The organism is Allobosea sp. CS1GBMeth4 (assembly GCF_900185715.1).
Classification (GTDB): domain Bacteria; phylum Pseudomonadota; class Alphaproteobacteria; order Rhizobiales; family Beijerinckiaceae; genus Allobosea.
Map to the genome: position 1 here is coordinate 147,887 of NZ_FYAS01000013.1, position 26,328 is coordinate 174,214.

A 26,328-nucleotide genomic window follows, 5' to 3' on the forward strand; every position below is an offset into this window, starting at 1 on the left:
CTGATCGGATCCGGCTCTAAACCACCAGCCCCTGCATCGGCCTGAGATCGCCGGTCCCCGGGAACACTTTCTCGGCCAGCACCGGGCCGGACAACCCGAACAGGTCGGCGACGACGCCCTTGGCGACGGCGCGGATGTCGGTGGTCGGCCGGAGATCGCGCTGCTCGTGCAATTGCTCGGGCCTGAGGCCGGGCCAGTCGGCGATCATGCGCCTGCCGCGGACGGCGCCGCCGACCAGGAAGGCGACCGTGCCGGTGCCGTGATCGGTGCCGACCGTGCCGTTGACGCGGGCGGTGCGGCCGAACTCGGTGACCACCATCACCGCCGTGTCCTTCCAGACGGGCTTGAGCCCGCTTTCGAAGCTCGCGAGCGCGCCGTCCAGTCCGCCGAGCAGCGTCGCGAGGCGCCCCTTGGCGCCTCCCTCGTTGGCGTGCGTGTCCCAGCCCTCAAAGGCGAGCGCAGCGATGCGCGGGCCGTCCTCGGCGCCGACCAGCCTGGCCGCGCCCTCGGCGATGCGCTTCATGCCCTCGGCGCTGTCGGGCCCGCCACCGCCGCGCGGCTGCTCGGCACCCTGGCGACTTGCGATCGCTTCGGTCTCGATCGCCCGCTTCAGCACCAGCGCCAGAGCGGGATCGCGCTCGCCATAGAGATCGCCGAGGCGCTGGACCAGATCGGCGCCGGCCCGCGCCATGCGCGGCGGCGCCCAGCCGAGCACCGGCGCCTCGCCCCGCACCACCAGGGGCGGCACCACGCCGACGCCGAGCGCGCCATGGCGCGACACAGCCTCGCCGGGAGGCAGGCTGGCGATCAGCCGGTTGAGCCAGCCTGACTCGGTCTTGCCCGGCCCGCCCTGGCCGCTTTCGAGCACGTCCTGCCCGTCGAAATGCGAGCGCTCGCGATAGCCGGTGGCACTGGCGTGGACGATCGCCGCCTGCCCGCTCGCATAGAGCCGGGCCAGGTTCGGCATCGCCGGATGCAGATAGAAGAAGCCGTCGAGCGGCAGCGCCGCCTCGGGCCCGTCCTTGCCCAAGGCGATGCCTTCGCGAAGCGCGGCATAGTCGGGATCGCCGAGCGGCGGCACCGCCGAGAGCCCGTCGAGCGCGCCGCGCAGCACCACGAGCAGGAAGCGGGAATCGCGCGCGCCCGCCGCCGCGTGGGCGAATTTCGGCATATAGGACCAGGCGAAGAGCGCGCTCGCCGCACCGAGCACGGCGCGGCGCGAAGGCGTCATCCGTTCGCAGTCGTCGTCATCGGCGGCCATGCTCACCTCCGCTGGAATTCGGGCGACATCAGCAGCAGCGCGAGCGCCTGCGGCTTGCTTTCGGCCCGCGCCACCGCCTGCCGGGTCTGGGCCGAGGCGAGCGGGCCGAGCACTTCCTCGACCAAAGCGCGCGGATCGGCGACCGAGCCGGCCGCCTGCCGGCCGAGCTGGGCCGCGACGTCGATGCGGGTCTTGATCCCCTCCGGCGTCGCCCAGGCGGCATTGCTGTCGGGATAGCCGTCAGGGCCCGAGGGCTGCCAGAGCGGCTGGCCCATCACGCCGAGCGGGCCGGCGATCTGGCCGAAATCCGGCTTGCGGTCGAGCGCGCGGAAGGCGGCGACGAGGAACTCCTGCGGCGTGCGCAGCTTGGTGGCCGGGGCGCTCCAGGCGAGCTCGGACGTCACCAACGTTCGCGACAGAGCGGCGAGGTCGCCGCCGGTATCGCGGAAGACACGGGCGAGCTCGGCGACCAGCGCCTGCGGTGGCTCGTCGGCAACGAAATGGCGGGCGAGCTTGCGGGCGATGAAGCTCGCTGTGCTCGGATGGCGGGCGAGATCGGCCAGCGCCGCCATGCCCTTCTCCCTGCCCTCCTGCCGGTAGACCTTGCCGAGCAGCCTCTGGCCGCCGGGCTCGTGCAGCCCGGGATTGAAGGCGAAGGAGCCCGGGAAGCCGAGGCGGGCATCGCGCCCGACGACGGTCCATCCGGTGATGATCCGCGCCAGCGAGGTGACGTCCGCCTGCGCATAGCCGCCGGAGACGCCGAGCGTATGCAGCTCCATGATCTCGCGGGCGAGGTTCTCGTTGAGGCCGCGGCCGCGGCGTTTGCCGGCGCGCGAATCCGGCCCGATCGAGAGCTGGTTGTCGAGGAAGTTCAGCATCGCCGGGTGGCTCTCGACCGCGATCAGCAGGTCCTCGAAGCGGCCGAAGATGTGCGGGCGGATCGCCTCGCGCTCGAAGGCGCCGGCCATGGCGCGCACGAAATTGCCCTTGGCGACCGAGACGCAGAAATGGTTCGACCAGAACTGCACCAGCCGCTCGGCGAAACCGGCCTCGGCCTCGAGCGCGCTCTGCACGCGGGCGACCGCTTCCTCGCGATAGACCTTCTGCGGAAAGGGCGGCTCGGGTGGCTGCGGCGCCGGCAGCCGGCCCTGCGGCTGGCCCGGCGCAGGCGGCGCGGCGGCGACCTGCACACCCTGGCTCATGCCCGGCTGGCCGGCGATGCGCTTTGCTTCGCGCGCCGCCCGCTCCTCGTCCTCGAAAGCGTAGAGCGCCCGGCCGATCGGCGCCGCGCCGGAAAAGCTGACGCGCGGCTGGGCTGCGCCGTCGTCGCGTATGTCGGCCAGGAGACGCTCGCGTGCGGCCGCGAGCGTGCCGCCCTGCCCCGGCTTCAGGCCGAGCCCGAAGCGCTGCAGCGCCAGGATCTGCTGCCCTGCCCCGGATCGATCAGCCATGCTCCGCCTCCACTGCGCGGCCACCGCGGCAGGCTGGCGCGCAACTATGGCGAAACGCCGGCCGGCCGTGGCTACTGCAGGTCGGCGAAAGCTGCCTTCAGGCGCTCGGCCGCCTCGGCCACGACGGCGCGCTGCGTGGCGAGGTTGAAGCGCAGGAAGCTGTCGCCGCCCGCGCCGAAGCTCGTGCCGTGGTTCACCGCGATCTTCGCCTGCTTCTCGACGCGCGCGATGAAATCCTTCGGCGCCATGCCGGTGCCGGCGAAGTCGACCCAGGCGAGATAGGTCGCCTCCAGCGGCATCGAGCGCAGGCCCGGAATGCCATTGACCGCCGCATCGAAGAGCCGGCGGTTGCCGTCGAGATAGGCGAGCAGGGCATCGACCCAGGCCGCCCCCTCCTTGCTGTAGGCGGCCGTCGCCATCGCCATGCCGAAGGAGTTGGGGGAGATGCCGAGTGCGTTCATCCGGGCGCGGAACGGCGCCCGCAGCGCCTCGTCGGGAATGATGACGTTGCCGACATGGGCGCCGGCGATGTTGAAGGTCTTGGTCGTCGCCGTCATCATCACCAGACGGTCGAGGATATCCGGCGCGGCGACGGCCATGACGGTATGCTTGTGCCCGGGCATGACCAGGTCATGGTGAATCTCGTCCGAGACCAGGATCAGGTCGTGGCGAACGCAGAAATCGGCGATCTGCCTGAGCTCCTCGCGGCTCCAGACCCGGCCGCCGGGATTGTGCGGCGAGCACAGGATCAGCATCCGCTCCCTGCCGGTCATCTGCGCATCCCAGCCGGGAATGTCGAGGACATAGCGGCCATCCTCCTGCGCCAGCCGGCATTCGACGACCTCGCGACCGGCAGCCCTGATGACGCGGGCAAAGGCGTGATAGACGGGCGTCATCAGAACGATCCCGTCGCCCGGCCGGCTATAGGCCTCGACGCAGAGCGCGGTACCGTTGACCAGCCCGTGCGTGGTGAAGATCGCCTGCGGCTCGACCGTCCAGCCATGGCGCTCCTGCATCCACCAGCGGATCGCGTCGCTGTTGCTGCGCTCGTCGCCGAAATAGCCGTAGACGCCATGGGCGGCCATCGCCTCGACCGCCGCCTGGACGCAAGGAGGCGGGCGGAAATCCATGTCTGCCACCCACATGGCGATGCCGTCGGAGGCGGGCACGCCGTAGACGGCCTCCATCTTGTCCCATTTCGCGCAGTTGCTGCCGCGGCGGTCGATCCGCAAGTCAAAGGTCGAGGCTGCGATCATCATGGGTTCCCGGTGCGTCGCCGGTCGGGCCGGCACCATCGCATACCAAGAAAATTCTTCTCCGCCAGCAGCGCCCCGTGCAATTCCAATCTACGCTGACGGTCTGGCGCGGCTCGCTACATCACCACCGTGATCGTCTCCGCCGCCCGCGTCAGGCCGGTATAGAGCCAGCGCGCCCGGTGCTCGCGGAAGGCGAAGGCCTCGTCGAAGAGCACGATATCGTCCCATTGCGAGCCCTGCGCCTTATGCACGGTGAGGGCGTAGCCAAAGGTGAACTCGTCGGTGTGGCGGCGCAGCTCCCACGGCACCTCGTCCTCGGTGCCGTCGAAGAAGTTCGGCAGCACCGAGACCTTCACCGGCTTGCCGCCGGTGTCGTCCTCCGGCGTCACCCGCATGGTGACGAGCCCCTTCTTCGAGGTCTTCAGCTCCTGCACGATCCAGGCGCCGCCATTGAGCAGGCCCTTGCTCTTGTCGTTGCGCAGGCAGACGAGCTTCTCGCCGACGGCCGGCACATTGGCGGCATGGCCCATCAGCTGGCGCATGCGGGCGTTGTAGAGCCGGCGCGTGCGGTTGAGGCCGACCAGCACCTGATCGGCCGACAGCACGATCTCCGGCGTGATCTCGGCGCGCCTGATGATCCGGCTCGCGCCATAATCGCCGACCTCGAGCCGGCCGCCCTCGCGCACGATCATCGACATGCGCACGATCGGGTTGTCGGCCGCCTGGCGATGGACCTCGGTCAGCATCACGTCGGGCTCGGCCTCGGTGAAGAAGCCGCCGCCCTTGACCGGCGGCAGCTGTGCGGGATCGCCCAGCACCAGCACCGGCGTGCCGAAGGAGAGCAGGTCGCGTCCGAGTTCCTCGTCGACCATCGAGCATTCGTCGATGATGATCAGCTTGGCCTTGGCGGCGGCGCTCTCGCGGTTGAGCACGAAGGTCGGGCTCTCCTCGTCGACGCCGCGCGAGCGGTAGATCAGCGAGTGGATGGTCTGCGCGCCCTCGCAGCCCTTGTTGCGCAGGACGAGCGCCGCCTTGCCGGTGAAGGCGGCGAAGACGACCGGACCGTCGACGCCCTCGGCGATGTGGCGGGCGAGCGTCGTCTTGCCCGTGCCGGCATAGCCGAACAGGCGGAAGAGCTGCGGCGAGCCGGCCTGCAGCCATCGGGCCACGGCGGCGAGAGCCGCGTCCTGCTGCGGCGACCAGCTCATGGGGAGATGCACATGCTTTCGGGCATGGCGCACATGGCCGCGAGTCGGTGGACCATGGCAAGCGGGTCAGGCGGCGCGCAGGCGCCGGGCGAACTCGTCGGCCTCGGCCTGGAGCGCCGAGATCCGATCGTCGAGCTGGCGGGCGCCGCTCGCGCCCTGCTCGGCATGCGACGCCGTCTGGACACCGGCGCCGGCGATCGCCGTCACCGCGGCCGCCGCCTGCCCGGTGACAGCCGAGATGCGGGCGATGGTCTCGCCGAGACCTTGCATCAGGCCGGCATGCGAGGCGACCATGGTCGAGATCTCGGTGCTCGCCTGCTCGACGGCTCCGGCGCGGCTGGCGATGCTGATGATCGCCTGCGCGGCCTGGGAGAGCGCGACGTCCACGGCCGCGATCCGGGTCGCGATCTGCGCCGTGGCATCGGCGGTCTGGGTCGCCAGCGCCTTCACCTCGCTGGCGACGACGGCGAAGCCGCGGCCATGCGCGCCGGCCCGCGCGGCCTCGATCGTGGCGTTGAGCGCCAGCAGGTTGGTCTGCCGGGCGATCGCCTCGATCAGCTGAACGACATCGCGGATCTTGCCGGCGTTCTCGGTCAGCCTGCCGACCAGGCCGACCGTGCCGGCGGCGTCGCGGGTCGCGAGTGTCGCGGTTTCCGAGACCCGCGCGACCTCGCGATTGATCTGCTCGACCACCTCCTCGAGCCGGACGGCGGCATCGGCGATGCGCTCCGCCTCCGCGCCGGCGCCGGCCACCGCCTCCGCGGCGGCGCTGCCGCTGTGCGAGATCTGGCCGGCCCGGGCGGCCGAGGCGGCGAGCGCGGCGCGTAGCCCCTCGCTCAGCCGGCCGATATCGGCGAGCAGGCGCCCGATCCGCGCTTCGAACTCCTGGGCGATCCTGTGCAGTTCCTCCGTCCGGTGCTGCCGGTGCTGCTGCGCCAGGTCGGCCTCGGCGTCGCGGGTGACGAGCGTGGCGCGGACCTCGCTCAGGGTGCGCACCGTGCGTGCGAGCTGTCCGATCTCGTCGTGGCGGTTGCGGTGAGGCACTTCGACCACGCGGTCCGAGGAGGTCACCGCGTTGATGGTATCCATCAGGTCGCGCAGCGGCCTCGTCAGCTGGGTCCGCAACAGCATGATCGCCAGCAGCCCGCCCGCGAGCGGCAAGGCGAGAGCGATGAGGGCGCTGCGCAGACTCACCGTCCCCGCCAGGGTCTCGGCGCCCGCGGCGGCAAGGCCGGCGCGCCGGTCGAGCTCGTCGCGCAGCCGGCCGGTAATCCCCATGATCTGGCGGACATTGTCCTTCGCGGCGTCGGCCGAGGCTTCGACGAGCGCCGCCTTGGCCGAGATCTGGCGACCGATCGTGACGATGTCGCGCTGGAACGAGACGAAGGTGCGGATGCTGGGGTCGAGGGTGGGATTGGCCTGCTTCAACTCCTCCGTCAGCGACGACATCAGGCTGGCCCGCGCCGCGTCGACCAGGTCGATGGCCGCGTCGATCTGGTCGAGCGCCTGCTCGATCTCGCGAGCGGCGGCATTCTCGTCGAAGCGGCTGAGCAGGGCGGCCTGCGCCACCCGGCTCGAGAGGAGCGAGGCGCGATTGGCGAGCTGCAGGCCGGCGAAGGCTTCTCGGTCGATCCGGTGGACCGAATCGAGGCCGCTGACGGCGCTCGTCAGCCCGAGCGCGGCAGCGATCCCGAAGATCGCGAACAACATGGTGATCTTGGCCGTCAGCCCGAACCGTCGCATCGCATCCACCGCCTCGTGAGCGCGCGGAGCTTTCGCAAGCGCGAAGCAAACAGACGCTTAACGGAGCCAGCTAACTATCTAAAATAATTGAAATTTCCGACTTGACAGGCGATCTTCCGGACCCGCAGTCAGACGATGAGGCGCATCAGCGGCCGGCCGGGCTTCTGCCGTGCGACCTCGACGAAGCCGGCGCGCCTGAACACGCTTTCCGGACCGACATAGAGCCCGTCGGCGCTGCGCCTGCCGGAATTGTCCATGGCGGCGGCCTCGACCAGGCGTGCGCCGCTCGCCCGTGCGAAGGCCAGCCCGCCGGCCAGCAGCGCCGCCGTGACGCCCGTGCCCCGAAATCCCTTGCGGACGAAGAAGCAGGAGGCCGCCCAGTTGCGCTCGTCCTCGGCCGGCGCATCCGGCAGCGGGGTCGAGGCCCGGCGGGGATTGTTCCACTCGGGCACATGCGCCCGGGGGCCGATCTGCAGCCAGCCGACGGCGACAGAGTCCTTGAAGGCGAGCACGCCGGGCGGAGGCCCCCTCCTCACCCGCTCCTCGAACAGCCGCCGCGCGCCCTCGCCGAGCAGCGGCTTGCGCAGCTTCGGCGGCATGCGGAAGTGATTGCACCAGCAGCCATAGCAAGGCCCCTGCGGACCAAAGAGCTCCTCGAGCGCCGGCCAATGCTCCGGCGTCAACGGGACGACCTCGATCTTCGCGCTCACCGATCCCACCTCGCTCCCTCGACAGATGCCGGCAAACAGGAGAGGAATGAGGCGCCGCCCGCAAGGCGGCCGCCCAGCCGCCCGGAGGCCGCCCCATGTCGCTCGAGCTGTTCGCCGCCTATCTCGTCGCCTGCCTGGTCATCATCATCGTACCCGGCCCGACGGTGACGCTGATCATCGCCAACAGCCTGAGGCATGGTAGCCGGGCCGGGCTTCTCAACGTGGCAGGAACGCAGGCGGGGCTCGCGATCATGATCGCCATCGTCGGCATCGGCCTCAGCTCGGTGATCGCCGCGATGGGCCACTGGTTCGACTGGATCAGACTCGCCGGCGCGGCTTATCTCGTCTGGCTCGGCTGGAAGATGTATCGCAGCGCCGGGCCGGCGGCCGAAGGGAGCGCCGCCGCGGCCCGCCCGCCGCGCGGCGGCTTCTTCCTGCAGGGCCTGCTGGTGGCGCTGAGCAACCCCAAGACGCTGGTCTTCTTCGGGGCCTTCTTCCCGCAATTCCTCGATCCCGCCCGCGACCATGCCACCCAGATCGCGATCATGGGCGCGACCGCCATGCTGTTCGCCGCGGTCAGCGACAGCGCCTACGCACTCCTGGCCGGACGGGCCGGGCGCTTCCTGTCGCAGAAGCGCATCAGGCTGATGTCGAAATTCAGCGGCGGCTTCCTGATCGGCGGCGGGCTGTGGCTCGCTTCGGCCCGCGGCAATTGAGGCCCGGCGCGAGGCGCTCACCAGGGGATCGTCTCGCCTTTCCAGTTGCGGAAGCTGTTGGTCTCGCGCATGCCGGAGGCGTCGATCGTCGCAATCAGCCCGGCGGCGCTTTCGGCTGGAGGAATGTCGGCCCCGCCGCCGCCCATATCTGTGCGCACCCAACCGGGGTGGAAGAGCAGCACCGCGACCTCGCTGTCGCGGACGGCATTGCCGAAGGCCACCATCGCCATGTTCACCGCCGCTTTCGAGGAACGATAGGCGATCGCGCCGGACGGGTTGCTGCCGATCGAACCCATGCGGCTCGAGATCGTCACGATCTTGCGGCCGGAGCCGGCCTCGATGTTGGGAAGGAAGGCCTGCGCCACGCGAAGCGGGGCGTAGACGTTGACCTCGAAGACCTCGCGCCAGGCGTCGAAATCCATGTCGAGCGCCGACTGCCGATCCCGCGGGCCGTAGATGCCGGCATTGTTGACGAGCACGTCGATCGGGCGGCCATCCAGCGCCTGCTTGGCGGCGGCGACGCTTCGCTCCGAGGTGACGTCGAGCTCGAGCGGGGCCAGAGCCCCGACATACTGGGACGCCAGCTCCGCCAGCGCCCCGCCCCAGGGATCGCGAGCCGCGGCGACGACATGGTCGCCCCGCCGCAGCAATTCCATCGTCAGGGCCAGTCCGATGCCGCGATTGGCACCGGTGATCATCCAGGTCTGGGGCATGGTCGGTCTCCGTCTCGGAGACTCCACCTAAGCCTCAGCCCCTGCGCTTTCCATAGCCGCCGGCGGTCGGCGTGATCACAGTGACCGCCTCGCCTGCCTGGAGCAGCGTCTGGTCTGACGGCTTGAGCTCCTCGACCGCGCCCGACAACCGCCGGACCAAGGTCCGGCCGAGCTCGCCGGGCTCGCCGCCCTTCATGCCGAAGGGACGAACCTTGCGGTGCGAAGCGAGGATGGCGCAGTCCATCGTCCTGAGGAAGCGGATGGTGCGGCTGGTGCCGTCGCCGGCATTCCACTCGCCCTTGCCGCCCGAGCCGGCGCGGATGTGGAAATCCTCCAGAACGACCGGGAAGCGCGTCTCCAGGATCTCCGGATCGGTCAGGCGCGAATTGGTCATGTGGACGTGCACGCCCGAGGTGCCGTTGAAGCCGGGCCCGGCCGGCGAGCCCGAGCAGATCGTCTCGTAATACTGGTACTGGTCGTTGCCGAAGGTCAGGTTGTTCATGGTGCCTTGCGAGCAGGACATCGCCTCGAGCGCGCCGAACAGCGTGTTGGTCACCGCCTGCGAGACCTCGACATTGCCGGCGACGACGGCGGCCGGATAGCGCGGGCTGAGCATCGTGCCTTCCGGCACGATCACCTTGATCGGCCGCAGGCAGCCGGCATTCATCGGGATCGCGTCGTCGACCATGACGCGGAAGACGTAGAGCACGGCGGCGCGGGTGACGGGCGCCGGCGCGTTGAAATTGTCCGGCCGCTGCGGCGAGGTGCCGGTGAAGTCGACGGTGGCCTCGCGCTTCTCACGATCGATGGTGATCTTCACCTTGATCGCGCAGCCCTGATCCATCGGATAGGTGAATTCGCTGTCGTGCAGGCGGGTCAGCAGGCGCGCGACGCTCTCGGCCGCATTGTCCTGGACATGGCCCATATAGGCCTGCACCACGTCGAGGCCGAAGGAGCGGATCATCTTGCGCAGCTCCGCCACGCCCTTCTCGTTGGCGGCGATCTGCGCCTTGAGGTCGTTGACGTTCTGGACGACGTTGCGCACCGGATAGCGCGCGCCGGTCAGCAGCTTGACCAGTTCCTCCTCGCAGAAGCGACCCCGATCGACGATCTTGAAGTTGTCGATGTAGACGCCCTCTTCCTCGATGTTGGTCGCGAGCGGCGACATCGAGCCCGGTGCGGTGCCGCCGACATCGGCATGGTGGCCGCGGCTCGCCACCCAGAACAGGATCTGCCTGTCCTCATTGTCGAAGACCGGGGTGCAGACCGTGATGTCCGGGAGGTGCGTGCCGCCATTATAGGGCGCGTTCAGGCAGTAGACGTCGCCGGGACGGATCACCGGATTGTTCGCTATCACCGTCTCGACCGAGCGATCCATCGAGCCGAGATGCACCGGCATGTGCGGCGCGTTGGCGACGAGGGCGCCGGTCTGGTCGAAGACGGCGCAGGAGAAGTCGAGCCGCTCCTTGATGTTCACCGAATAGGCGGTGTTCTGCAGCGTCACGCCCATCTGCTCGGCGATCGACATGAACAGGTTGTTGAAAATCTCGAGCATGACCGGATCGGCCCTGGTGCCGATCGCCGCCTGCTGCACCAGCGCCTTCTCGCGGGTGAGGACGAGATGGTCCTTGGCCGTCAGCTTCGCGCTCCAGCCCTCCTCGACCACCACGGTCTGGTTCGGCTCGATCACGATGGCGGGGCCTGCGATGCCCTGGCCGGGCTTCATCGCCTCGCGCCGGACGATCGCGGCCTCGTGCCACCGCCCCTTGGAGAAGAAGCGGGTGCGCTCGGCGACCGCCGGCTCGCCGGCGTTCTCGGCTACCACGGCCTCCTCGAAGCGGGCACCGCCGCCGACCGCTTCGACCTCGACCGCCTCGACGACCAGCGCCTTGGTCTCGTCCATGAAGCCGAAGCGGGCCTTGTGCGCCGCCTGGAAAGCCTCCTGCATCTCGGCGCGGCTGCCGAAGGGCGTCGCGATCGCGGTGTCGGTGCCAGCATAGCGGATATGGGCGCGCACATGCAGGGCGATGTCGCTCGCGGCGACGCCCTGCCCTGCGACCTCCGCCCTCGCCTCGGCGCCGAGCCTCTCGGCGAGCGCGCCGATCGCCGACCTGGCGTCGGCGTCGAGCGGAGCGTCGAGCGCCGCGGTGCGGGTGGCACGGATCTCGGCGAGGCCCATGCCATAGGCCGAGAGCAGGCCGGAGAACGGGTGGAGCAGCACGGTCTTGATGCCGAGCGCGTCGGCGACGAGGCAGGCGTGCTGGCCGCCGGCGCCGCCGAAGGAGTTCAGCGCATAGCGGGTGATGTCGTAGCCGCGCTGCACCGAGATCTTCTTGATCGCCTCGGCCATGTTGGCGACGGCGATCTGGACGAAGCCGTCGGCGACCTCTTCCGGCGAGCGGCCATCGCCGACCTGGCTCGCGAGCTCCGCGAACTTGCCGCGCACGGTCTCGACATCCAGCGGCTGGTCCTGGCCGGGGCCGAAGATCGCCGGGAAATAGGACGGGATCAGCTTGCCGACCATGACGTTGGCGTCGGTCACCGCGAGCGGGCCGCCGCGCCGATAGGCGGCCGGGCCGGGGTTTGCGCCGGCGGAGTCGGGGCCGACGCGGAAGCGCGAGCCATCGAAGTGGAGGATCGAGCCGCCACCGGCCGCAACCGTATGGATCAGCATCATCGGGGCGCGCATGCGCACGCCGGCGACCTCGGTCTCGAAGGCACGCTCATACTCGCCGTCGAAATGGGCGACGTCGGTCGAGGTGCCGCCCATGTCGAAGCCGATCACCTTGTCGAAGCCGGCGGAGCGGCCGGTCTCGGCGAGGCCGACGACGCCTCCCGCCGGGCCGGACAGGATCGCGTCCTTGCCCTGGAACAATTCGGCCGCGGTGAGACCGCCCGAGGACATCATGAACATCAGCCGCGCGCCGGTGCGGGCGATGTCGAGCTCTTCCGAGACCTGCGCGACATAGCGGGCGAGGATCGGCGAGAGATAGGCGTCGACCACCGTGGTGTCGCCGCGCCCGACGAGCTTGATCAGCGGCGAGACCTCGTGGCTGACCGAGACCTGCGGGAAGCCGATCGCACGCGCGACTTCCGCGGCGAGCCGCTCATGCGCGGGGTAGCGGTAGCCGTGCATGAAGGCGATGGCGACGGCACGGAAGCCGGCATCGTGCTGCGCCTGCAAGGCGGCGCGGATCGCCGCCTCCTCGGCAGCCTTCTCGACAGTGCCGTCGGCGAGGACGCGCTCGTCGATCTCGACCACCGCTTCGTAGAGCTGTTCGGGCTTGATGATCTCCTTGGCGAAGATGTCGGGCCTGGCCTGGTAGCCGATGCGCAGCGCGTCGCGAAAGCCCCTGGTGGTGACGAGCAAGGTGCGATCGCCCTTGCGCTCCAGCAGCGCATTGGTCGCGACCGTCGTGCCCATGCGGACCTCGCCGACCGTATCGGCCGGGATCGGCTCGCCGGCCTTCAGGCCGAGGTGATCGCGGATGCCCTGCACGGCGGCGTCGCGATAGGCGCCCGGATTCTCGGAGAGCAGCTTGCGGGCATGCAATTTGCCTGTGGGGTCACGGCCGATCACGTCGGTGAAGGTGCCGCCACGGTCGATCCAGAAGTCCCAACGGCCGCTCATCATCCGATCCCCCGCATTTTGGCCAGGAAGGCATTTTGACGTTTCATCGATAAATCGTCGATGAAACGTTGACAAGGCCATTTCGCCGATTAGGATCGGCTCAGCGATCGGGACGTGGCTGAGGGGCCAGGCCGATCAAGACGGGAGGCTTTCATGGCAGGACCAGTCCTGGCAACCGCCGCATCGTGCATGGCCGAGCGGCCCGGCGGAGCGATGCCTCGGCGCGAGGCGCGCGCATGATCCGCCGCCTGCTCGACGCGCTCTATCTCTTCGCCGGCTGGCTCTCCGGGATCAGCCTGGTGGCGATCTTCCTGCTGATGATGATCCTGTCCATCGGGCGCGAGATCAATTTCAACATCCCCTCCGGCGACGATTTCGCCTCATGGGCTCTGGTGGCGATGGCCTTTCTCGGACTCGCCCACACCTTCAAGCGCGGCGAGATGATCCGCGTCGGCCTGCTGATCGAGCGGCTGCACGGCAGGCGCCGTCAGGTCGCCGAACTGGCCTCCCTCGCCGTCGCATCCGCCTTCATCGGCTATTTCACCTGGCAGACGGGGCGGCTCGCGCATGATTCCTGGCGCTTCAACGACATGTCGACCGGCGTCGTCTCCATTCCGCTGTGGATCCCGCAGCTCGCCATGGTGCTCGGCCTCGGCATCCTGCTGATCGCGCTGCTCGACGAGTTCGTCATCGTCGCCCGCGGCGGCCGGCCGACCTACCAGCCCGAGCCGCCGAAAACCGTCGAGGAACTGGTCGAGCGCGTCGCGCAGGGCGGAGGCGTCTGATGTCCCTGCCCGAACTTTCGCTCGTCCTGCTGCTCGTCCTCGTCGGCGTCCTGGCGAGCGGCGTCTGGATCGCCGTCGGTCTCGGCCTCGTCGGCCTTCTGGCGATGAACATCGTCACCAGCGTCCCGATCGGGCAGGTGCTGGCGACGACGGTGTGGAGCGCCACGGCCTCCTGGACCCTCGCCGCCCTGCCGCTCTTCATCTGGATGGGCGAGATCCTGTTCAGGACGAGATTGTCCGAGCAGATGTTCCAGGGGCTCTCGCCCTGGCTGCAATGGCTGCCCGGGCGCCTGATCCACACCAACATCGTCGGCTGCGGCATCTTCGCGGCGGTGTCGGGCTCCTCCGCCGCGACGGTCGCGACCATCGGCAAGATCGCCCTCCCGGAGCTGCAGAAGCGCGGCTATGACGAGCGCCTGAGTCTCGGCACGCTCGCCGGCTCCGGCACGCTCGGCCTTCTGATCCCGCCATCGATCCCGATGGTGGTCTATGCGGTGACCGCGAACGTCTCGGTGCTGCAGGTGTTCCTCGGCGGCTTCCTGCCGGGCCTGCTCGTGATGGCGCTCTACATGGGCTATGTCATCGTGTGGTCCTGGCTGAATCCGGACAAGACGCCGCCACGCGACCCGGCGATCCCGTTCCGTGAGAAGCTGCGCCAGTCGGCCAAGCTCGCGCCCTGCCTGCTGCTGATCGCGGCGGTCTTCCTCTCGCTCGTCCTCGGCTTCGCGACGGCGACCGAATGCGCCGCCTTCGGAGTCACAGGCGCGCTCTTCCTCGCCTGGTGGAGCGGCACGCTGACCTGGGCGACGCTGCTCGAAAGCATCATGAGCGCGACCCGGCTCACCTGCATGATCATGCTGATCCTGGCGGGCGCGGCCTTCTGCACGGCGGCGATGGGCTTCACCGGCATCCCGGCTGCGCTGGCCGAATGGGTCAAGGGCCAGCAGCTCTCGCCGCATATGCTCGTCCTCGCCCTGACCGTGATGTACATCATTCTCGGCTGCCTGATCGACGGCATCTCGATGATCGTGCTGACGGCCGTGATCGTGCTGCCCATGGTGAGGGAGGCGGGCTTCGACCTGGTCTGGTTCGGCGTCTACCTCGTCATTCATGTCGAGATGGCGCAGATTACCCCGCCGGTCGGCTTCAACCTGTTCGTGCTGCAGAACATGAGCGGCAAGGACACCTGGACGGTTGCGAAAGCGGCCTTCCCGTTCTTCATTCTGCTCAACGTCGCGGTGCTGATCATCACGACCTTCCCGCAGATCGTGCTGTACTTGCCGAAGCTCGCTTTCCCGGATTGAGTTCAAGACCAAGCAAAAGAGAGAGGGACACCGCATGCTCAACCGCAGAACCGCCATCGCCGCCTTCGCGCTCGGCTGCAGCGCCTTCGCGCTCGCCGCTCCGGCGGCGGCGCAGACCAAATGGAACCTGCCGGCCGCCTACCCGGCCGACAATCCGCACTCGGAGAACCTCGTCCTCTTCGCCAAGGACGTCGAGGCGGCGACCGGCGGCAAGCTGCAGATCACCGTCCATCCCGGCGCGGCCCTGTTCAAGGCGCCGGAGATCAAGCGCGCGGTCGCCAGCGGCCAGGCCCAGATGGGCGAGGTGCTGATCTCGCTGCACGAGAACGAGGACCCGGTCTTCGGCATCGACGTCGTGCCGTTCCTGGCGACCTCGTTCGCCGACTCGATGAAGCTCTACAAGGCTTCGAAAGCAGCGGTCGAGAAGAAGCTCGACAGCCAGGGCGTCAAGCTGCTCTTCATGGTCCCGTGGGCGCCGCAGGGCGTCTACACCAAGAAGGAGCTCAGCACGATCGAAGACATGAAGGGCCTGAAGTGGCGGGCCTATAATGTCGGCACGGCGCGCCTCGGCGAATTGCTCGGCATGCAGTCGGTGACGATCCAGGCGGCGGAGCTGCCGCAGGCGCTGGCGACCGGCGTGGTCAACTCCTTCATGTCGTCCGGCGGCACCGGCTATGATTCGAAGGCCTGGGAGACGCTGACGCATTTCTACGACGTCCAGGCCTGGATTCCGAAGGACGCCACCTTCGTCAACAAGGCCGCCTTCGACGCGCTCGACAAGCCGACGCAGGAGGCGATCCTGAAGGCGGCGGCGACCGCCGAGGCGCGCGGCTGGAAGATGTGGGAAGAGAAGACCAACTGGTATCTCGACCAGCTCAAGGCCAAGGGCATGAAGGTGCAGGCCCCGTCGCCCGCGCTCGCAGCCGGCTTCAAGAAGGCCGGCGAGACGCTGACCGCCGACTGGCTGAAGAAGGCCGGCGCCGACGGCCAGGCGATCGTCGACGCATATAAGAAGATGTGAGGCATTCATCGCCATTACGGCCGCGACGGCCCTTCCCTTCTCCCGGATGGGAGAAGGTGGCGCGGAGCGCCGGATGAGGGCCTGCCGCTTCCGTAGATGGCGCGGCGGCAGCGCTGTCATTCACCCTTGAGAGGGCAGTCCCTCAGCCTACCCCTCTCCCATCCGGGAGAGGGGATCCCGCGCCCTTCCGGCAAGAGACAGCATGCACCCCTCCGACGACCTCGGTCCGATCGTCTCCTCCGGCCATCTCGCCTCGGGCGCGATGCCGGCGCTGTCGGAATTCGAGTTCGCGCTGACGATGACGGTGCACGCCTTCCAGCGCTGGATGCTGCGCTGCATGACGGCGGCGGGCATCCCCGAGCTGACGCCGATGGACGTGCTCGTCCTGCACAACGTCAACCATCGCGGCAAGGCCAAGCGCCTCGCCGACATCTGCCTCGTCCTCAACATCGAGGACACACATCTGGTGAACTATTCGCTGAAGAAGCTCGAGCGCCTAGAGTTGCTGAAGAGCGGGCGCAAGGGCAAGGAGAAGACCGTCGCCATCACCCCGGCGGGCGAGGAGGCGTGCCGGCGCTACGCCCAGATCCGCGAGCAGCTGCTGGTGAAATCGGTGCGGGCGACCGGCATCGACCCGGCCCGCCTGTCGGAGATCGCCGCGGCGATGCGCTCGCTGTCCGGCCAGTACGACCAGGCGGCGCGGGCGGCGGCGAGCCTGTGATCCATCGAACGCTGATCTATGCGGCGAAGGACGGCGACGTCGCCATTTCAGTGACGGTCGATGACCCGCGCCAGGGGGACCGCGATTGGTCCTGCGCCTATGAGATCGGCTGGCCGGATGCGCCCCGCCGCGGCTATGGCTATGGCATAGACGGAACGCAGGCACTGCTGCTTGCTCTGAAGGCTATTGGCACGGATCTCTACACCAGCGACTATCACCGTTCCGGCCGGCTCAGATGGGTCGAGCCGGGCGATGGCTATGGCTACCCGGTGCCGAAAAACATCCGGGACCTGCTCGTCGGCAACGATGCCGAGTACGACGGGTAAACTCCCCTCACCCCTCCACCAATCTGCGCGCGATCACCTGTGCCTGGATCTCGGCGGCGCCTTCGAAGATGTTGAGGATGCGGGCGTCGCAGAGCACGCGGCTGACCGGGTATTCCAGCGCGAAGCCGTTGCCGCCATGGATCTGGAGGGCGTTGTCGGCCGCCGCCCAGGCGACGCGGGCCCCTAACAGCTTGGCCATGCCGGCTTCCAGATCGCAGCGCCGGTCGGCATCCTTCTCGCGGGCGGCGAAATAGGTGAGCTGGCGGGCGATGACGAGCTCGGCCGCCATCATGGCGAGCTTGTCGGCGACGCGCGGGAAGGCGATCAGCGGCTTGCCGAACTGGATGCGCTCCTGGGCATAGCGCAGGCCGAGATCGAAGGCCGACTGCGCGACGCCGAGCGCGCGCGCCGCGGTCTGGATGCGGGCCGCCTCGAAGGTCTGCATCAACTGCTTGAAGCCCTGCCCCTCGACGCCGCCGAGCAGGTTTTCGGCCTTGACCTCGAAGCCGTCGAAGGCGAGCTCGTATTCCTTCATGCCGCGATAGCCGAGCACCTCGATCTCCCCGCCGGTGAGCCCCGCGACCGGGAAGGGGTCTTCCTCGCTGCCGCGCGGCTTCTCGGCGATCAGCATGGAGAGGCCGCGATAGCCCGGCGCGTCGGGATCGGTGCGGACCAGCAGCGTCATGATGTCGGCGCGGACGGGATGGGTGATCCAGGTCTTGTTGCCGTAGACCTTCCAGACAGCTTCGTCTCCTTGGCCCTCCTTCACCGCCTTGGTGCGCAGCGAGGCGAGGTCTGAGCCGGTATTGGGCTCGGTGAAGACCGCCGTCGGCAGGATCTCGCCGGAGGCGATCTTCGGCAGCCAATGGGCCTTCTGCGCGTCGGTGCCGCCGTTCAGGATCAGTTCGGCGGCGATCTCGGAGCGGGTGCCGAGGGAGCCGACGCCGATATAGCCGCGCGAGAGCTCCTCGGAGACGACACACATCGAGACCTTCGACAGGCCCATGCCGCCGAATTCCTCGGGAATGGTCAGGCCGAAGACGCCGAGTTCGGCCATCTGCTCGACCACCGGCAGCGGGATGTACTCGTTCTGCAGGTGCCATTCATGCGCATGCGGCGTCACCTGCTGCTCGCAGAAGCGCCGCATCTCGGAGCGGATCGCCTCCAGAGTCTCGTCGAGGCCGGGATCGCCGACGCTGGCGAGGCCCTGGCTCTGGCTGAACAGGGCGACGAAGCGGGCGCGATTCTCCGGCGTGTTGCCCTGCGCGATCAGCGCTTCGGCGGCGTCCGAGCAGGCCGCGGCGACGGCCCTGGCCGAGAGGCCGAGCGCCGGCAGGCGCACGATCTCGCCCTGGCTCATCGGGATGCCGCCGAAGATCTGCGCGGCATATTCGCCGGCGCCGATCCGGATGGCGTAATCCTCGATCGCGCCGTAGCGATCCTCGTTCTGAAGGCGCTCGCCATAGGCGGCGAGCTCGCGCAGCGCCATCACATAGGTGGCGAGCCAGGCGAGGCCGTGGGCGGCGTGCTGCTCCTGCTCCAGCTTGGCCGACGAGATGCGGCCGTCGACCAGCACCTTCCGCCTGACGGCGGCGACCGCCTCCTCCAGCAGGGCCTCGAAACCGGGCAAGGCGGCCGCGATCAGGGCGACGGCGTTGGCGTCTGCATCGGCCGCGAGGGCGGTGGCGGTCATGTCTCTCTCCCTTTGTTGCGGCGCAGCATAAGGGAAGTCCGCCGGATCGCGAAAGCCGTCTTTTGGCGGAGGCCGCCCCGGCCGCATGGCCCGTTAACCGCCCCTCAACCCTGACGAGGGATTATCGGAGTGTCGCGAATTTGCATCATCGCGGGTTCGCGCCGCCGCTCATGTCCCATCCCGGCTGCGAGGGTCCAGGTCAGTTGCGTCTGCGTCGGCGAACGAAGCGAATGGGCTGGCAGCGCCTGCGCTGGGCGCTGGCGACGGTGGCGCCCTGGGCGCTGGCCGGCGGCGTGCTGGTCTCCTTCACCGCATCGGCCGGGCAGAATCCGGACGCTTCCGGCCCGCCGAGCTCGCTGATCCCGCGCAGTGCTCCCGGCCCGCTCTCGGACCTCGCCGAGGGGCCGTCCCTGCTCGTCGCCAGCAGCGCCTTCCATCTGCCCGAGCGGGCCTATGCCCGCCTGATCCAGCCGGCGCGCCATTCCTTCGAGGCGCCGGAGGCGATCTTCGCGATCGACCCGCGCCAGCCGCGCGAGGACATGAAGCGCTCGGCCAGCGCCTTCCCGCAGGTCGACCGCAGCAACAAGGGCGACCCGCTGCCGGCGCTGCGCCCGACGCTGACCCGCAACGGCCCGCCCGGCGAGCTCGAGCGCGTCGTCTTCGGCGACACCGAGCCGGGGCTGATCTCGGGCGGCTTCTCACTCGAGGCCCTGGAGAGCCCGGAGGAGCCGCCGCTCGGCTTCGAGCCCTATCTGCGCGACGAGGGCGTCACCGATCCGGCCCTGTCCGACTCCTCGCCGACCGCGGCCCCGCGCGTCATCACCTCGCCGCGCCAGGCGGAGCTGCATCTGGAAAGCCTCGACGGCTCGACCCCGTCCGTCCCCGCCGCGCTCGGCCGATCCTCCGGCACCCCGGCGGCCGCCGGCGGCGTCGCGGCGGCCGCCTCGGCGACGCCGATGCAGATGGCCCCCGTCGCCAGCGAGCCCAAATCCCGCAGCCGGATCGCGAAAGCGGCGCGCGGCGAGACCGTCGACCTCCGCACCGTCGATCCCGGCGAGAAGCAGGTCTACACCGGGCTGATCGCGCCCGAGAACATGGCCAAGGAACAGCGCTGCCTCGCCGAGGCGGTCTATTTCGAGGCGCGCTCGGAAGGCGAGCAGGGCCGCGCCGCAGTGGCGCAGGTGGTGCTCAACCGGGTCAAGAGCGGGCTCTACCCCAACACGGTCTGCGGCACGGTCTACCAGAACGCCGGCCGCTACCTCGCCTGCCAGTTCACCTTCGCCTGCGAGGGCAAGTCGCTGCGCATCACCGAGCCCGGCCCCTGGCACGACGCGGTTCGCATCGCCCGCGAGGTCTATGACGGCACGACCTATCTGACCGAAGTCGGCGCCTCGACCCATTACCACGCCGACTATGTCCGGCCCTATTGGGCCCGCAAGCTGAAGAAGATGGACACGATCGGCCGGCACGTCTTCTACAAGCTGCGGCCGGGGCAGACGTGAGGCGTGTTGTAGCGCGAACTTTCAAATGGCAACGCGCGAACAATCAAATGGCAACAGAGCGAATTTGAGCGGTCCCCGCCCGTTAGCGAAAAACTATTACCGCCTCAATCGTATTCTTCGACCTGATGCTGGAACGGTAGGATAGTAGGCGTGCGCATTCCAGGTTTCGGGGAAACTCCCAGCCAGATCGAGATTAGACCGTTCCCGGTCGACATGGGTTCAAGCCCGCGCCGAACCAGGGCATTGACCACCACCTGGCGAGGGTGAGTTGTATCCAGAGGGCCGGCCGAAACAACGCAAGCGGTGCTTTTTCTGCTCCCAAACGTCGCCATCGGTCCTACGATTCGGTCCAGGATGGATGGTGAGAGGTTGTTACGGCTGCCATGGTGAGGGACCTGGAAAATGCCGAGGGAGCTCCCCAAGGGCAGACCAATTTGGCCTGCATATTCGATCGCGGCCGTTAGCGCTCGAAGTCCAGCGTCCGCGGTTAGGAGAATCGTTTCGCCATCCAATGAGCCGCCAAGAATGACGCTAGATTCATTCTCTGCTGCCGTCGTCCCACCTTCGCGAAGAGTCTCAGTGTAGTAGTCCTCTGAAATAATTCTGCGAATTTGAGCGGCAACGCGCCTGCCGACTCCTGTGATGAGATGACCTAACGTGGCCAGGACGTCGCGATCCTCTTGAGGGGTATCCCGGAATTGAGGAAGCAAGCCTTCGTAGAAGGTACGCGAGGGCGATAGCACGACGAAGGGGCCAATTCGCTCTCCCTGGAAGGCGCCGTGGATCTCGGTGCCCTGATCCTCAGCGAGGCCTATAAGTCTCGTCACCAGCGGGTAATCAGTTTGAAGCCGTGCCCGAAGACCTTCGAGGGTCCATCTCGATGAGTAAAAATAGTTCAGCATGGCCCCGGCGTGGGCGGCGGGAGCATGCAACCAGAGTTTACCGACACTCAGCTTTTCCAGGATTGGAACCAATCCGCTGATGTGATCATTATCGGGGTGGGTGCTTACGACGTGATCGACGTGCGTCGTTCCATATCTTGAGATGATATGCTCAGCTAGCTGCTCGCCGGTTTCGCCATATCCGCCATCGATAACTATTGTGCGCCACCTCTGCGATGTTTCATCCAGATAACGCATTGTGATTGCGTCACCGCTCTTCGAACCGTTGCCGACAGGATGGAAATCAATCTCGTAGGGCATAATGTCTCCCCAGCTGGGAGGGGTTGATGAAATTCGACGCATATGAATACACCGGGGTCATCCTGCCCGGCGCCGTGGTGGTTTTGTCGACCTGTCTTTTGTTCCCGGAACTTAAGGAGCTTCTCGGGAAAGACGGCATCAGCCTTGGTGGCCTCGGTGTGTTCGTAATCGCCTCCTTCGTCGTAGGGCATGTTGTCCAAGCGTTAGGCAACATCATCGAGCGGGTCGGGATCGGCGTCTATAAGCCGAGCGGTACGGATGCGCTGTTGTCCCCCACGCAATCGATAGTCGCCCCCGCTCAGCGTGAACGGCTCAAAGAGACATTAACGCAGCGGGGCAGTGGCGATCTTGACGAGCTGACACCACACGCGTGGAGAGCCGTCCGTCGGGAGATGTATGCTGAGGTGAGAGCCAAAAAGGCCACCGAGAGAATAGATGCCTTCAACCGCACCTACGGCCTTCAACGAGGCATAGCGGCCGGGTTCCTACTCGCTGCTGCAACGATCGTAATCGTAGCCTTTCCGCGTTGGCCCATCGCGCTCATGCTCTTTTGTGCCGCTTTCCTAGCGCTTCTTCGGATGCGCCGCTTCAGTGATCATTACATGGCAGAGCTTGTCGTCGAATATCTACGAGCAGACTCGACGAAGTCTGCCAGCGAGAAGAGTAAATGAGCTCGGCCAGCAGTGTTCGGCGCGTCGCCCCGAGACAGCCCTAAAACAAGCTCCCCTGCTCCGGTGGCTCCGGTGCCGACGGAGTTGGTTCTGGCTCCACCGGCGCGGCAGTCGTTGGATCGTCGTCGCCGACGCCGGTCTTGTTCATCCGCCGGTTGACGATCCACTCGCGCAGCTCGGGCGGGGGCTTCATCAGCACTTCGTTGCCGGCCGAGCCGTCGAGCCAGGGGTCGAAGTCGTCGGGATGCAGCTCGCCAGCCTCATGATGCCGTCATGATAGCGGGGACTCGCCACTTCCATCAAACGATGTGCCCCTCGTCCACTCGCCAACCCCGCCGCTCAGGCTCCGTTCATCGGCGCGGTCCCATGCTGGACCGTGACGATCCGCCCCTTCGGCCATGGCCGGCAGAGCAGGAGGACAGGCATGATGTTCAGGACCCTCACCGTCGCGGCCCTCCTCGGCGCCGCCCTCTCCTCCGCGACGAGCGCGAGCGCGCAGTATTACGACCCGTATGACCGGCCGGCGCCGCGCTACTATGATTACGACCGGCCGCCGCCGCCCTATGGCTACGATCGGCCGCGCTATGGCTATGACCGGCCCTATCGCCAGCGCTTCGGCGATGTCTGCGTGACCTCGCGCGGCTCGTGCGCGGCCGCGCCGGCCCCGGCCAACTCGCCCTGCCGCTGCTATATCGAGGGCTTCGGCATGAAGCGGGGCGCGATCGACTGAGCGGAAGCCCGCAGGCGACGTGCCCCCGCAGGCCGCGCGGCTGCGCTCCCCCGCGCCAGAGCGGCGCCGGTCGACATCGCCCGGCGGAAACTGGTTAATTTTACCTTGTTTCGCAGTTAACCTTGTCTTTACCGAGCGCTTACGGCTTTCTCGTCCCAACGACGCAACGGCAGCGTTGCGCGACGCAGGGTTGGGTCAGCTATGACGTTCAGGCTTCTTTCGCTTTCGGGGCTCGCCGCCAGCGCGGTCATCGGCCTCGCCGCCCCGGCCATGGCCGGCGGCTGCTACGCCTCCTCCTGCTACCGGGCGCCGGTGAGCAGCTGCGGCGGCAGCTCCTGCTACAAGCTCGTCACGACGCTGCCGGTCTACGACACCGTCAGCGAGAGCTATGTCGTGCGCCCCGAGCGCACCTTCTCGAAGGTCATCCCGGCCCAGTACGAGTCCGTGACCGAGACGGTGGTGGTCCAGCCGGAGCGCCGCATCGCCCGCCAGATCCCGGCGCAGTACAAGACCGTCTCCGAGAAGGTTCTGATCTCGCCAGCGACCAAGCGCTGGGAGGTCACCCGAGACGCCTACGGCCAGACCACCGGCTGCTGGGTGCATGTCCCGGCGCAGTATGGCTGGCAGCAGCGCACCGTCGAGGTCGCGCCGGCCTCGGTCGAATACGATGTCGTCCCGGCCGTCTATGGCGAGCGCAGCCGCCGCGTCATGGTCAGCGCCTCGCGAGTCGTGCACGAGACGGTGCCGGCCGAGTATGCGACGCGCCAGCGCCAGGTCCTGGTCAGCCCCGGCTCGCAATACTGGGCCCGGTCCGGCTACTGAGCTCACCGAGTTTTCTTCGTAGTACCTGTCACCACGTAACAGACACCTCACGCCCCGGCTTCGGCCGGGGTTCTTTTTTGCGGATGTGCAGCGCGCAGCGTCGAGACGACGCCGAGGCCCTCAGGCCAGGCCGCCCGTCAGCAGGATGAGCACGCCGACGCCGAGCGCGAAGGCGAGGATGCGGGCGGGCATGGAGAACAGGGTGCCGGGCGGCCGCTTCGTCGCGACGCCGGCGACGACCTCGACCAGCGCAAGCGCCAGCAGCACGTAGACGAAGGGCGGGAAGGTGCCGCCCCGGGCGATCCAGCCCGTATTGACCGCGAGCGAGGCGAGCGCGCCGAGCCCGATGCCGGCGGCGACGAAGAACTGCTCGGGCCGGCTGAAGCGCACGGAAAGATCAGCGCCGGCGGAAATTCTGCGGCCGCGGCGGCATCGGGCCGGGGCTGGCGGTCTTCTGGCGGAAATTGATGCGGCCGCGATCGAGATCATAGGGCGACATCTCGACGACCACGCGGTCGCCGGCGATGGTGCGGATGCGGTTCTTCTTCATCTTGCCGGCCGCATAGGCCAGGATGACGTGGTCGTTGTCGAGCTTCACCCGGTAGTTGCCGTCGGGGAGCACCTCGACCACGGTGCCGTCGAATTCGAGCAGTTCTTCCTTCGCCATTCGCTGATCCTTCGTCTTGTCCTCGGCACGGAGCCGGGCCGGATCGCTCCGGCCTCGGCCCCAGCGGTTGCGGCGCCGCTCAGTTGGCGCGCCGCCCGCCGCCGCCGGTGCGTCGTTGTCCCGTTCTTTGCTGCAAGAACGCGACGCCGCCAAGCCCTTCCTTGCCGGAAACCGCGTCTTTTCGCGCGCCGCCCGCCTCATGGCGCTGAGCCGGGCGCTCATGACGCTGCTCCGCGCGGGCGTGCTGCTGGCGCGGCTGGTTCTGCCGGGGCTGCTCGCGACGCGGCTCCTGGCGATCTCCCGGCTCCGCGCGCTGGCCGTTGCGCCCCTGCGCAGGCGCGCCGCGACCATCGCGCCGCTGGCCCTGCGCCGGCTGCTGTCCGTTCTGCGGGCGGCCCTGGCCGCGGCCGCCCCGGTTCTGCGGCGGCTTCTTCGGGATGCGACCATCCCAATACGGCACCTCGCCGATCGGGGTGAGCGCGACCTTGGTCAGCTTCTCGATGGCGGCGAGATCGCCACGCTCCTCCGGCGTGCAGAAAGCGACGGCGAGGCCGGAGGCGCCGGCGCGCGCCGTGCGGCCGATGCGGTGGACATAGGTCTCGGGCACGTTCGGCAGGTCGAAATTGACGACATGGCTGATGCCGTCGACATCGATGCCGCGCGCCGCGATGTCGGTCGCGACCAGGATGCGCAGCTCGCCGTCGCGGAAGGCGCCGAGGGCGCGCTCGCGCTGACCCTGGCTCTTGTTGCCATGGATCGCGGCGGATTTGATGCCGGCCTGCTCGAGCTGGCGCACGACCTTGTCGGCGCCGTGCTTGGTGCGGGTGAAGACGATGGCGCGCTCCATCTCCGGAACACCGAGCGTCTTCGCCAGCAGAGCCGGCTTCTGGCCGGGCTCGGTGAAGATGACGCGCTGGTCGATCTTCTCGGCCGTGGTCGCGACGGGGGTGACCGCGACCTCGATGGGATCGGTCAGATAGGCTGAGGCGATCTCGCGGATGGCCTTCGGCATCGTCGCCGAGAACAGCAGCGTCTGGCGCTTCTGCGGGATCAGCGTCGCGATCTTGCGCAGGGCGTGGATGAAGCCGAGGTCGAGCATCTGGTCGGCTTCGTCGAGCACCAGGAATTCGATCTCGCGCAGCGAGACGGCGCGCTGGTCGACGAGGTCGAGCAGGCGGCCGGGCGTGGCGACGAGGATGTCGACATGCTGGCCGAGCGCGCGGATCTGCTTGCCGACGGGCACGCCGCCGAAGATCACCGTCGACTTGAGCGAGGTGAACTGGCCGTAGGCGCGGATGCTGGCCTCGATCTGGGCCGCGAGCTCGCGCGTCGGCGACAGGATGAGCGCCCGCACCGAGCGGGGCTGGGTGCACCGCGGCTGGTTGAGCAGCCGGTGCAGCATGGGCAGGGAGAAGGCGGCGGTCTTGCCGGTGCCGGTCTGGGCGGCGCCGAGCAGGTCACGGCCGTCGCGAATCGAAGGGATCGCCTGCGCCTGGATCGGCGTCGGCGTCTCGTAACCTTCGGCGGCGAGCGCTTTGAGGAGCGGCTCGGCCAGGCCGAGGTCAGTGAATTTTGTCAAATCAGGTCTTTCTGAGCCGGACGATATGGGGCGCACGTGGTGAACGGAAGCGCCTCGGCATGTCATCCCGGTCTACGCATGGTCTCTTTCCGCCCGGCGAACCGCTAGCCACTGCGCCGGGGGATGTCGTGTACAGCAGGCCTTCGGCCCGCTCCTGAAACGGGCGGACACCGACGGCCCGCCCGATAGGCATCTTCAGCCGGCGACGAGATTGCCAGCCGAGGACTTGCCGGTCTTGCGATCGGCGATCAGCTCGTAGGAGACGACCTGACCTTCGCGCAGCTCGCGCAGGCCGGCGCGCTCGACAGCGCTGATGTGGACGAAAACGTCCGGGCCGCCGGCCTCAGGGGTGATGAAGCCGTAGCCCTTGGTGGCGTTGAACCACTTGACGGTGCCCTTGTTCATGACGGGACTAATCCTTGCACTTCAGATCCGCGTATTCGTGGAACCCAGGACCGGACGCGCGGACGCCCCGCCATGGTCTTGTAGCGATGTGTGGTGGATCTGAAGTGGCCCGCCGGTCGGAATACCCGCGCGGAGGATTGGCCAGAACCGGCCGCATCTCGTCTTACATCGGCACCGCTAGCACAAATTGCAAGGCCGGTCCAGCTGTACG

The 26,328-nt window shown here is 68.1% G+C and carries 24 protein-coding genes; 10 read left to right on the forward strand and 14 right to left on the reverse strand.

The genetic code is table 11. The annotated features are described in order from the left end of the window. Positions 1-16 precede the first annotated feature (16 nt). From CS1GBM4_RS07185 to CS1GBM4_RS07210, 6 genes are all read right to left on the reverse strand, one after another. A complete protein-coding gene (locus CS1GBM4_RS07185; RefSeq protein WP_244607099.1) occupies positions 17-1,261 on the reverse strand; it encodes a DUF1501 domain-containing protein in 1,245 nt (414 codons plus the stop codon). A gap of 2 nt (positions 1,262-1,263) precedes the next feature. Continuing rightward, positions 1,264-2,712 (reverse strand): DUF1800 family protein, encoded by a 1,449-nt coding sequence (locus tag CS1GBM4_RS07190; RefSeq protein ID WP_186418013.1) that lies wholly within the window; start codon positions 2,710-2,712, stop codon positions 1,264-1,266. Between the two features lie 71 nt (positions 2,713-2,783). Continuing rightward, positions 2,784-3,968 (reverse strand): MalY/PatB family protein, encoded by a 1,185-nt coding sequence (locus CS1GBM4_RS07195; protein ID WP_186418014.1) that lies wholly within the window; start codon positions 3,966-3,968, stop codon positions 2,784-2,786. A gap of 116 nt (positions 3,969-4,084) precedes the next feature. Further along, on the reverse strand, positions 4,085-5,176 hold the full coding sequence (locus CS1GBM4_RS07200; protein ID WP_186418015.1) for an AAA family ATPase: 1,092 nt from the start codon (positions 5,174-5,176) through the stop codon (positions 4,085-4,087). Positions 5,177-5,242: 66 nt separating this feature from the next. Next, positions 5,243-6,919: a methyl-accepting chemotaxis protein gene (locus tag CS1GBM4_RS07205; RefSeq protein ID WP_186418016.1), complete on the reverse strand. Its 1,677-nt coding sequence runs from the start codon at positions 6,917-6,919 to the stop codon at positions 5,243-5,245. A gap of 128 nt (positions 6,920-7,047) precedes the next feature. After that, positions 7,048-7,629, reverse strand: coding sequence for a GNAT family N-acetyltransferase (locus tag CS1GBM4_RS07210; RefSeq protein WP_244607100.1), 582 nt, complete (start codon positions 7,627-7,629; stop codon positions 7,048-7,050). A gap of 95 nt (positions 7,630-7,724) precedes the next feature. Between CS1GBM4_RS07210 and CS1GBM4_RS07215 the strand changes: the two genes are divergently transcribed. After that, positions 7,725-8,345, forward strand: coding sequence for a LysE family translocator (locus CS1GBM4_RS07215; protein WP_186418017.1), 621 nt, complete (start codon positions 7,725-7,727; stop codon positions 8,343-8,345). Between the two features lie 17 nt (positions 8,346-8,362). Here the strand turns inward: CS1GBM4_RS07215 and CS1GBM4_RS07220 are convergent, their stop codons facing one another. Then, positions 8,363-9,058, reverse strand: coding sequence for an SDR family oxidoreductase (locus tag CS1GBM4_RS07220; protein ID WP_186418018.1), 696 nt, complete (start codon positions 9,056-9,058; stop codon positions 8,363-8,365). 34 nt (positions 9,059-9,092) lie between these two features. Then, complete coding sequence (locus tag CS1GBM4_RS07225) at positions 9,093-12,692, reverse strand: hydantoinase B/oxoprolinase family protein (protein WP_186418019.1); 3,600 nt, start codon at positions 12,690-12,692, stop codon at positions 9,093-9,095. 233 nt (positions 12,693-12,925) lie between these two features. Between CS1GBM4_RS07225 and CS1GBM4_RS07230 the strand changes: the two genes are divergently transcribed. The 5 genes from CS1GBM4_RS07230 to CS1GBM4_RS07250 all read left to right on the forward strand — a co-directional run bounded on the left by CS1GBM4_RS07230 (position 12,926) and on the right by CS1GBM4_RS07250 (position 16,846). Then, complete coding sequence (locus CS1GBM4_RS07230; RefSeq protein WP_186418020.1) at positions 12,926-13,474, forward strand: TRAP transporter small permease; 549 nt, start codon at positions 12,926-12,928, stop codon at positions 13,472-13,474. Beyond that, complete coding sequence (locus CS1GBM4_RS07235; RefSeq protein ID WP_186418021.1) at positions 13,474-14,778, forward strand: TRAP transporter large permease subunit; 1,305 nt, start codon at positions 13,474-13,476, stop codon at positions 14,776-14,778. The genes CS1GBM4_RS07230 and CS1GBM4_RS07235 overlap by 1 nt, the downstream gene beginning before the upstream one ends. Before the next feature lie 34 nt (positions 14,779-14,812). Continuing rightward, entirely contained in the window at positions 14,813-15,799 is a 987-nt protein-coding gene (locus tag CS1GBM4_RS07240; protein WP_186418022.1) for a TRAP transporter substrate-binding protein, read from the forward strand. A 202-nt stretch (positions 15,800-16,001) separates the two neighbouring features. Beyond that, positions 16,002-16,520 (forward strand): winged helix DNA-binding protein, encoded by a 519-nt coding sequence (locus CS1GBM4_RS07245; protein ID WP_186418023.1) that lies wholly within the window; start codon positions 16,002-16,004, stop codon positions 16,518-16,520. Then, a complete protein-coding gene (locus CS1GBM4_RS07250; RefSeq protein ID WP_244607101.1) occupies positions 16,517-16,846 on the forward strand; it encodes a hypothetical protein in 330 nt (109 codons plus the stop codon). The genes CS1GBM4_RS07245 and CS1GBM4_RS07250 overlap by 4 nt, the downstream gene beginning before the upstream one ends. A 7-nt stretch (positions 16,847-16,853) precedes the next feature. Here CS1GBM4_RS07250 and CS1GBM4_RS07255 read toward each other — a convergent pair whose 3' ends face one another. Continuing rightward, positions 16,854-18,539, reverse strand: a complete 1,686-nt coding sequence (locus CS1GBM4_RS07255; protein WP_186418024.1) for an acyl-CoA dehydrogenase family protein — start codon at positions 18,537-18,539, stop codon at positions 16,854-16,856. A gap of 230 nt (positions 18,540-18,769) precedes the next feature. On the opposite strand from CS1GBM4_RS07255, the gene CS1GBM4_RS07260 reads away from it, so the two are divergent. Further along, positions 18,770-20,041, forward strand: coding sequence for a cell wall hydrolase (locus CS1GBM4_RS07260; protein ID WP_186418025.1), 1,272 nt, complete (start codon positions 18,770-18,772; stop codon positions 20,039-20,041). A gap of 104 nt (positions 20,042-20,145) precedes the next feature. Here CS1GBM4_RS07260 and CS1GBM4_RS07265 read toward each other — a convergent pair whose 3' ends face one another. Further along, positions 20,146-21,243: an MBL fold metallo-hydrolase gene (locus CS1GBM4_RS07265; protein ID WP_186418026.1), complete on the reverse strand. Its 1,098-nt coding sequence runs from the start codon at positions 21,241-21,243 to the stop codon at positions 20,146-20,148. A gap of 26 nt (positions 21,244-21,269) precedes the next feature. On the opposite strand from CS1GBM4_RS07265, the gene CS1GBM4_RS07270 reads away from it, so the two are divergent. The 3 genes from CS1GBM4_RS07270 (at position 21,270) to CS1GBM4_RS07280 (ending at position 23,466) form a co-directional block, all read left to right on the forward strand. Next, entirely contained in the window at positions 21,270-21,914 is a 645-nt protein-coding gene (locus tag CS1GBM4_RS07270; protein WP_186418027.1) for a hypothetical protein, read from the forward strand. A gap of 424 nt (positions 21,915-22,338) precedes the next feature. After that, complete coding sequence (locus tag CS1GBM4_RS07275; RefSeq protein WP_244607102.1) at positions 22,339-22,644, forward strand: hypothetical protein; 306 nt, start codon at positions 22,339-22,341, stop codon at positions 22,642-22,644. A 201-nt stretch (positions 22,645-22,845) separates the two neighbouring features. Beyond that, a complete protein-coding gene (locus CS1GBM4_RS07280; RefSeq protein WP_186418028.1) occupies positions 22,846-23,466 on the forward strand; it encodes a hypothetical protein in 621 nt (206 codons plus the stop codon). 120 nt (positions 23,467-23,586) lie between these two features. On the opposite strand, the gene CS1GBM4_RS07285 is transcribed toward CS1GBM4_RS07280, so the two are convergent. The 4 genes from CS1GBM4_RS07285 to CS1GBM4_RS07300 all read right to left on the reverse strand — a co-directional run bounded on the left by CS1GBM4_RS07285 (position 23,587) and on the right by CS1GBM4_RS07300 (position 26,117). Next, positions 23,587-23,856 carry a hypothetical protein gene (locus CS1GBM4_RS07285; RefSeq protein ID WP_186418029.1) on the reverse strand — a complete coding sequence of 90 codons (270 nt, stop codon included), beginning with the start codon at positions 23,854-23,856 and terminating at the stop codon, positions 23,587-23,589. Positions 23,857-23,863: 7 nt separating this feature from the next. Then, complete coding sequence (gene infA / locus CS1GBM4_RS07290; RefSeq protein WP_057187732.1) at positions 23,864-24,133, reverse strand: translation initiation factor IF-1; 270 nt, start codon at positions 24,131-24,133, stop codon at positions 23,864-23,866. 79 nt (positions 24,134-24,212) lie between these two features. Next, positions 24,213-25,712, reverse strand: coding sequence for a DEAD/DEAH box helicase (locus tag CS1GBM4_RS07295; RefSeq protein ID WP_186418030.1), 1,500 nt, complete (start codon positions 25,710-25,712; stop codon positions 24,213-24,215). Positions 25,713-25,907: 195 nt separating this feature from the next. Then, a complete protein-coding gene (locus CS1GBM4_RS07300) occupies positions 25,908-26,117 on the reverse strand; it encodes a cold-shock protein (RefSeq protein WP_092155501.1) in 210 nt (69 codons plus the stop codon). Positions 26,118-26,328 lie beyond the last annotated feature (211 nt).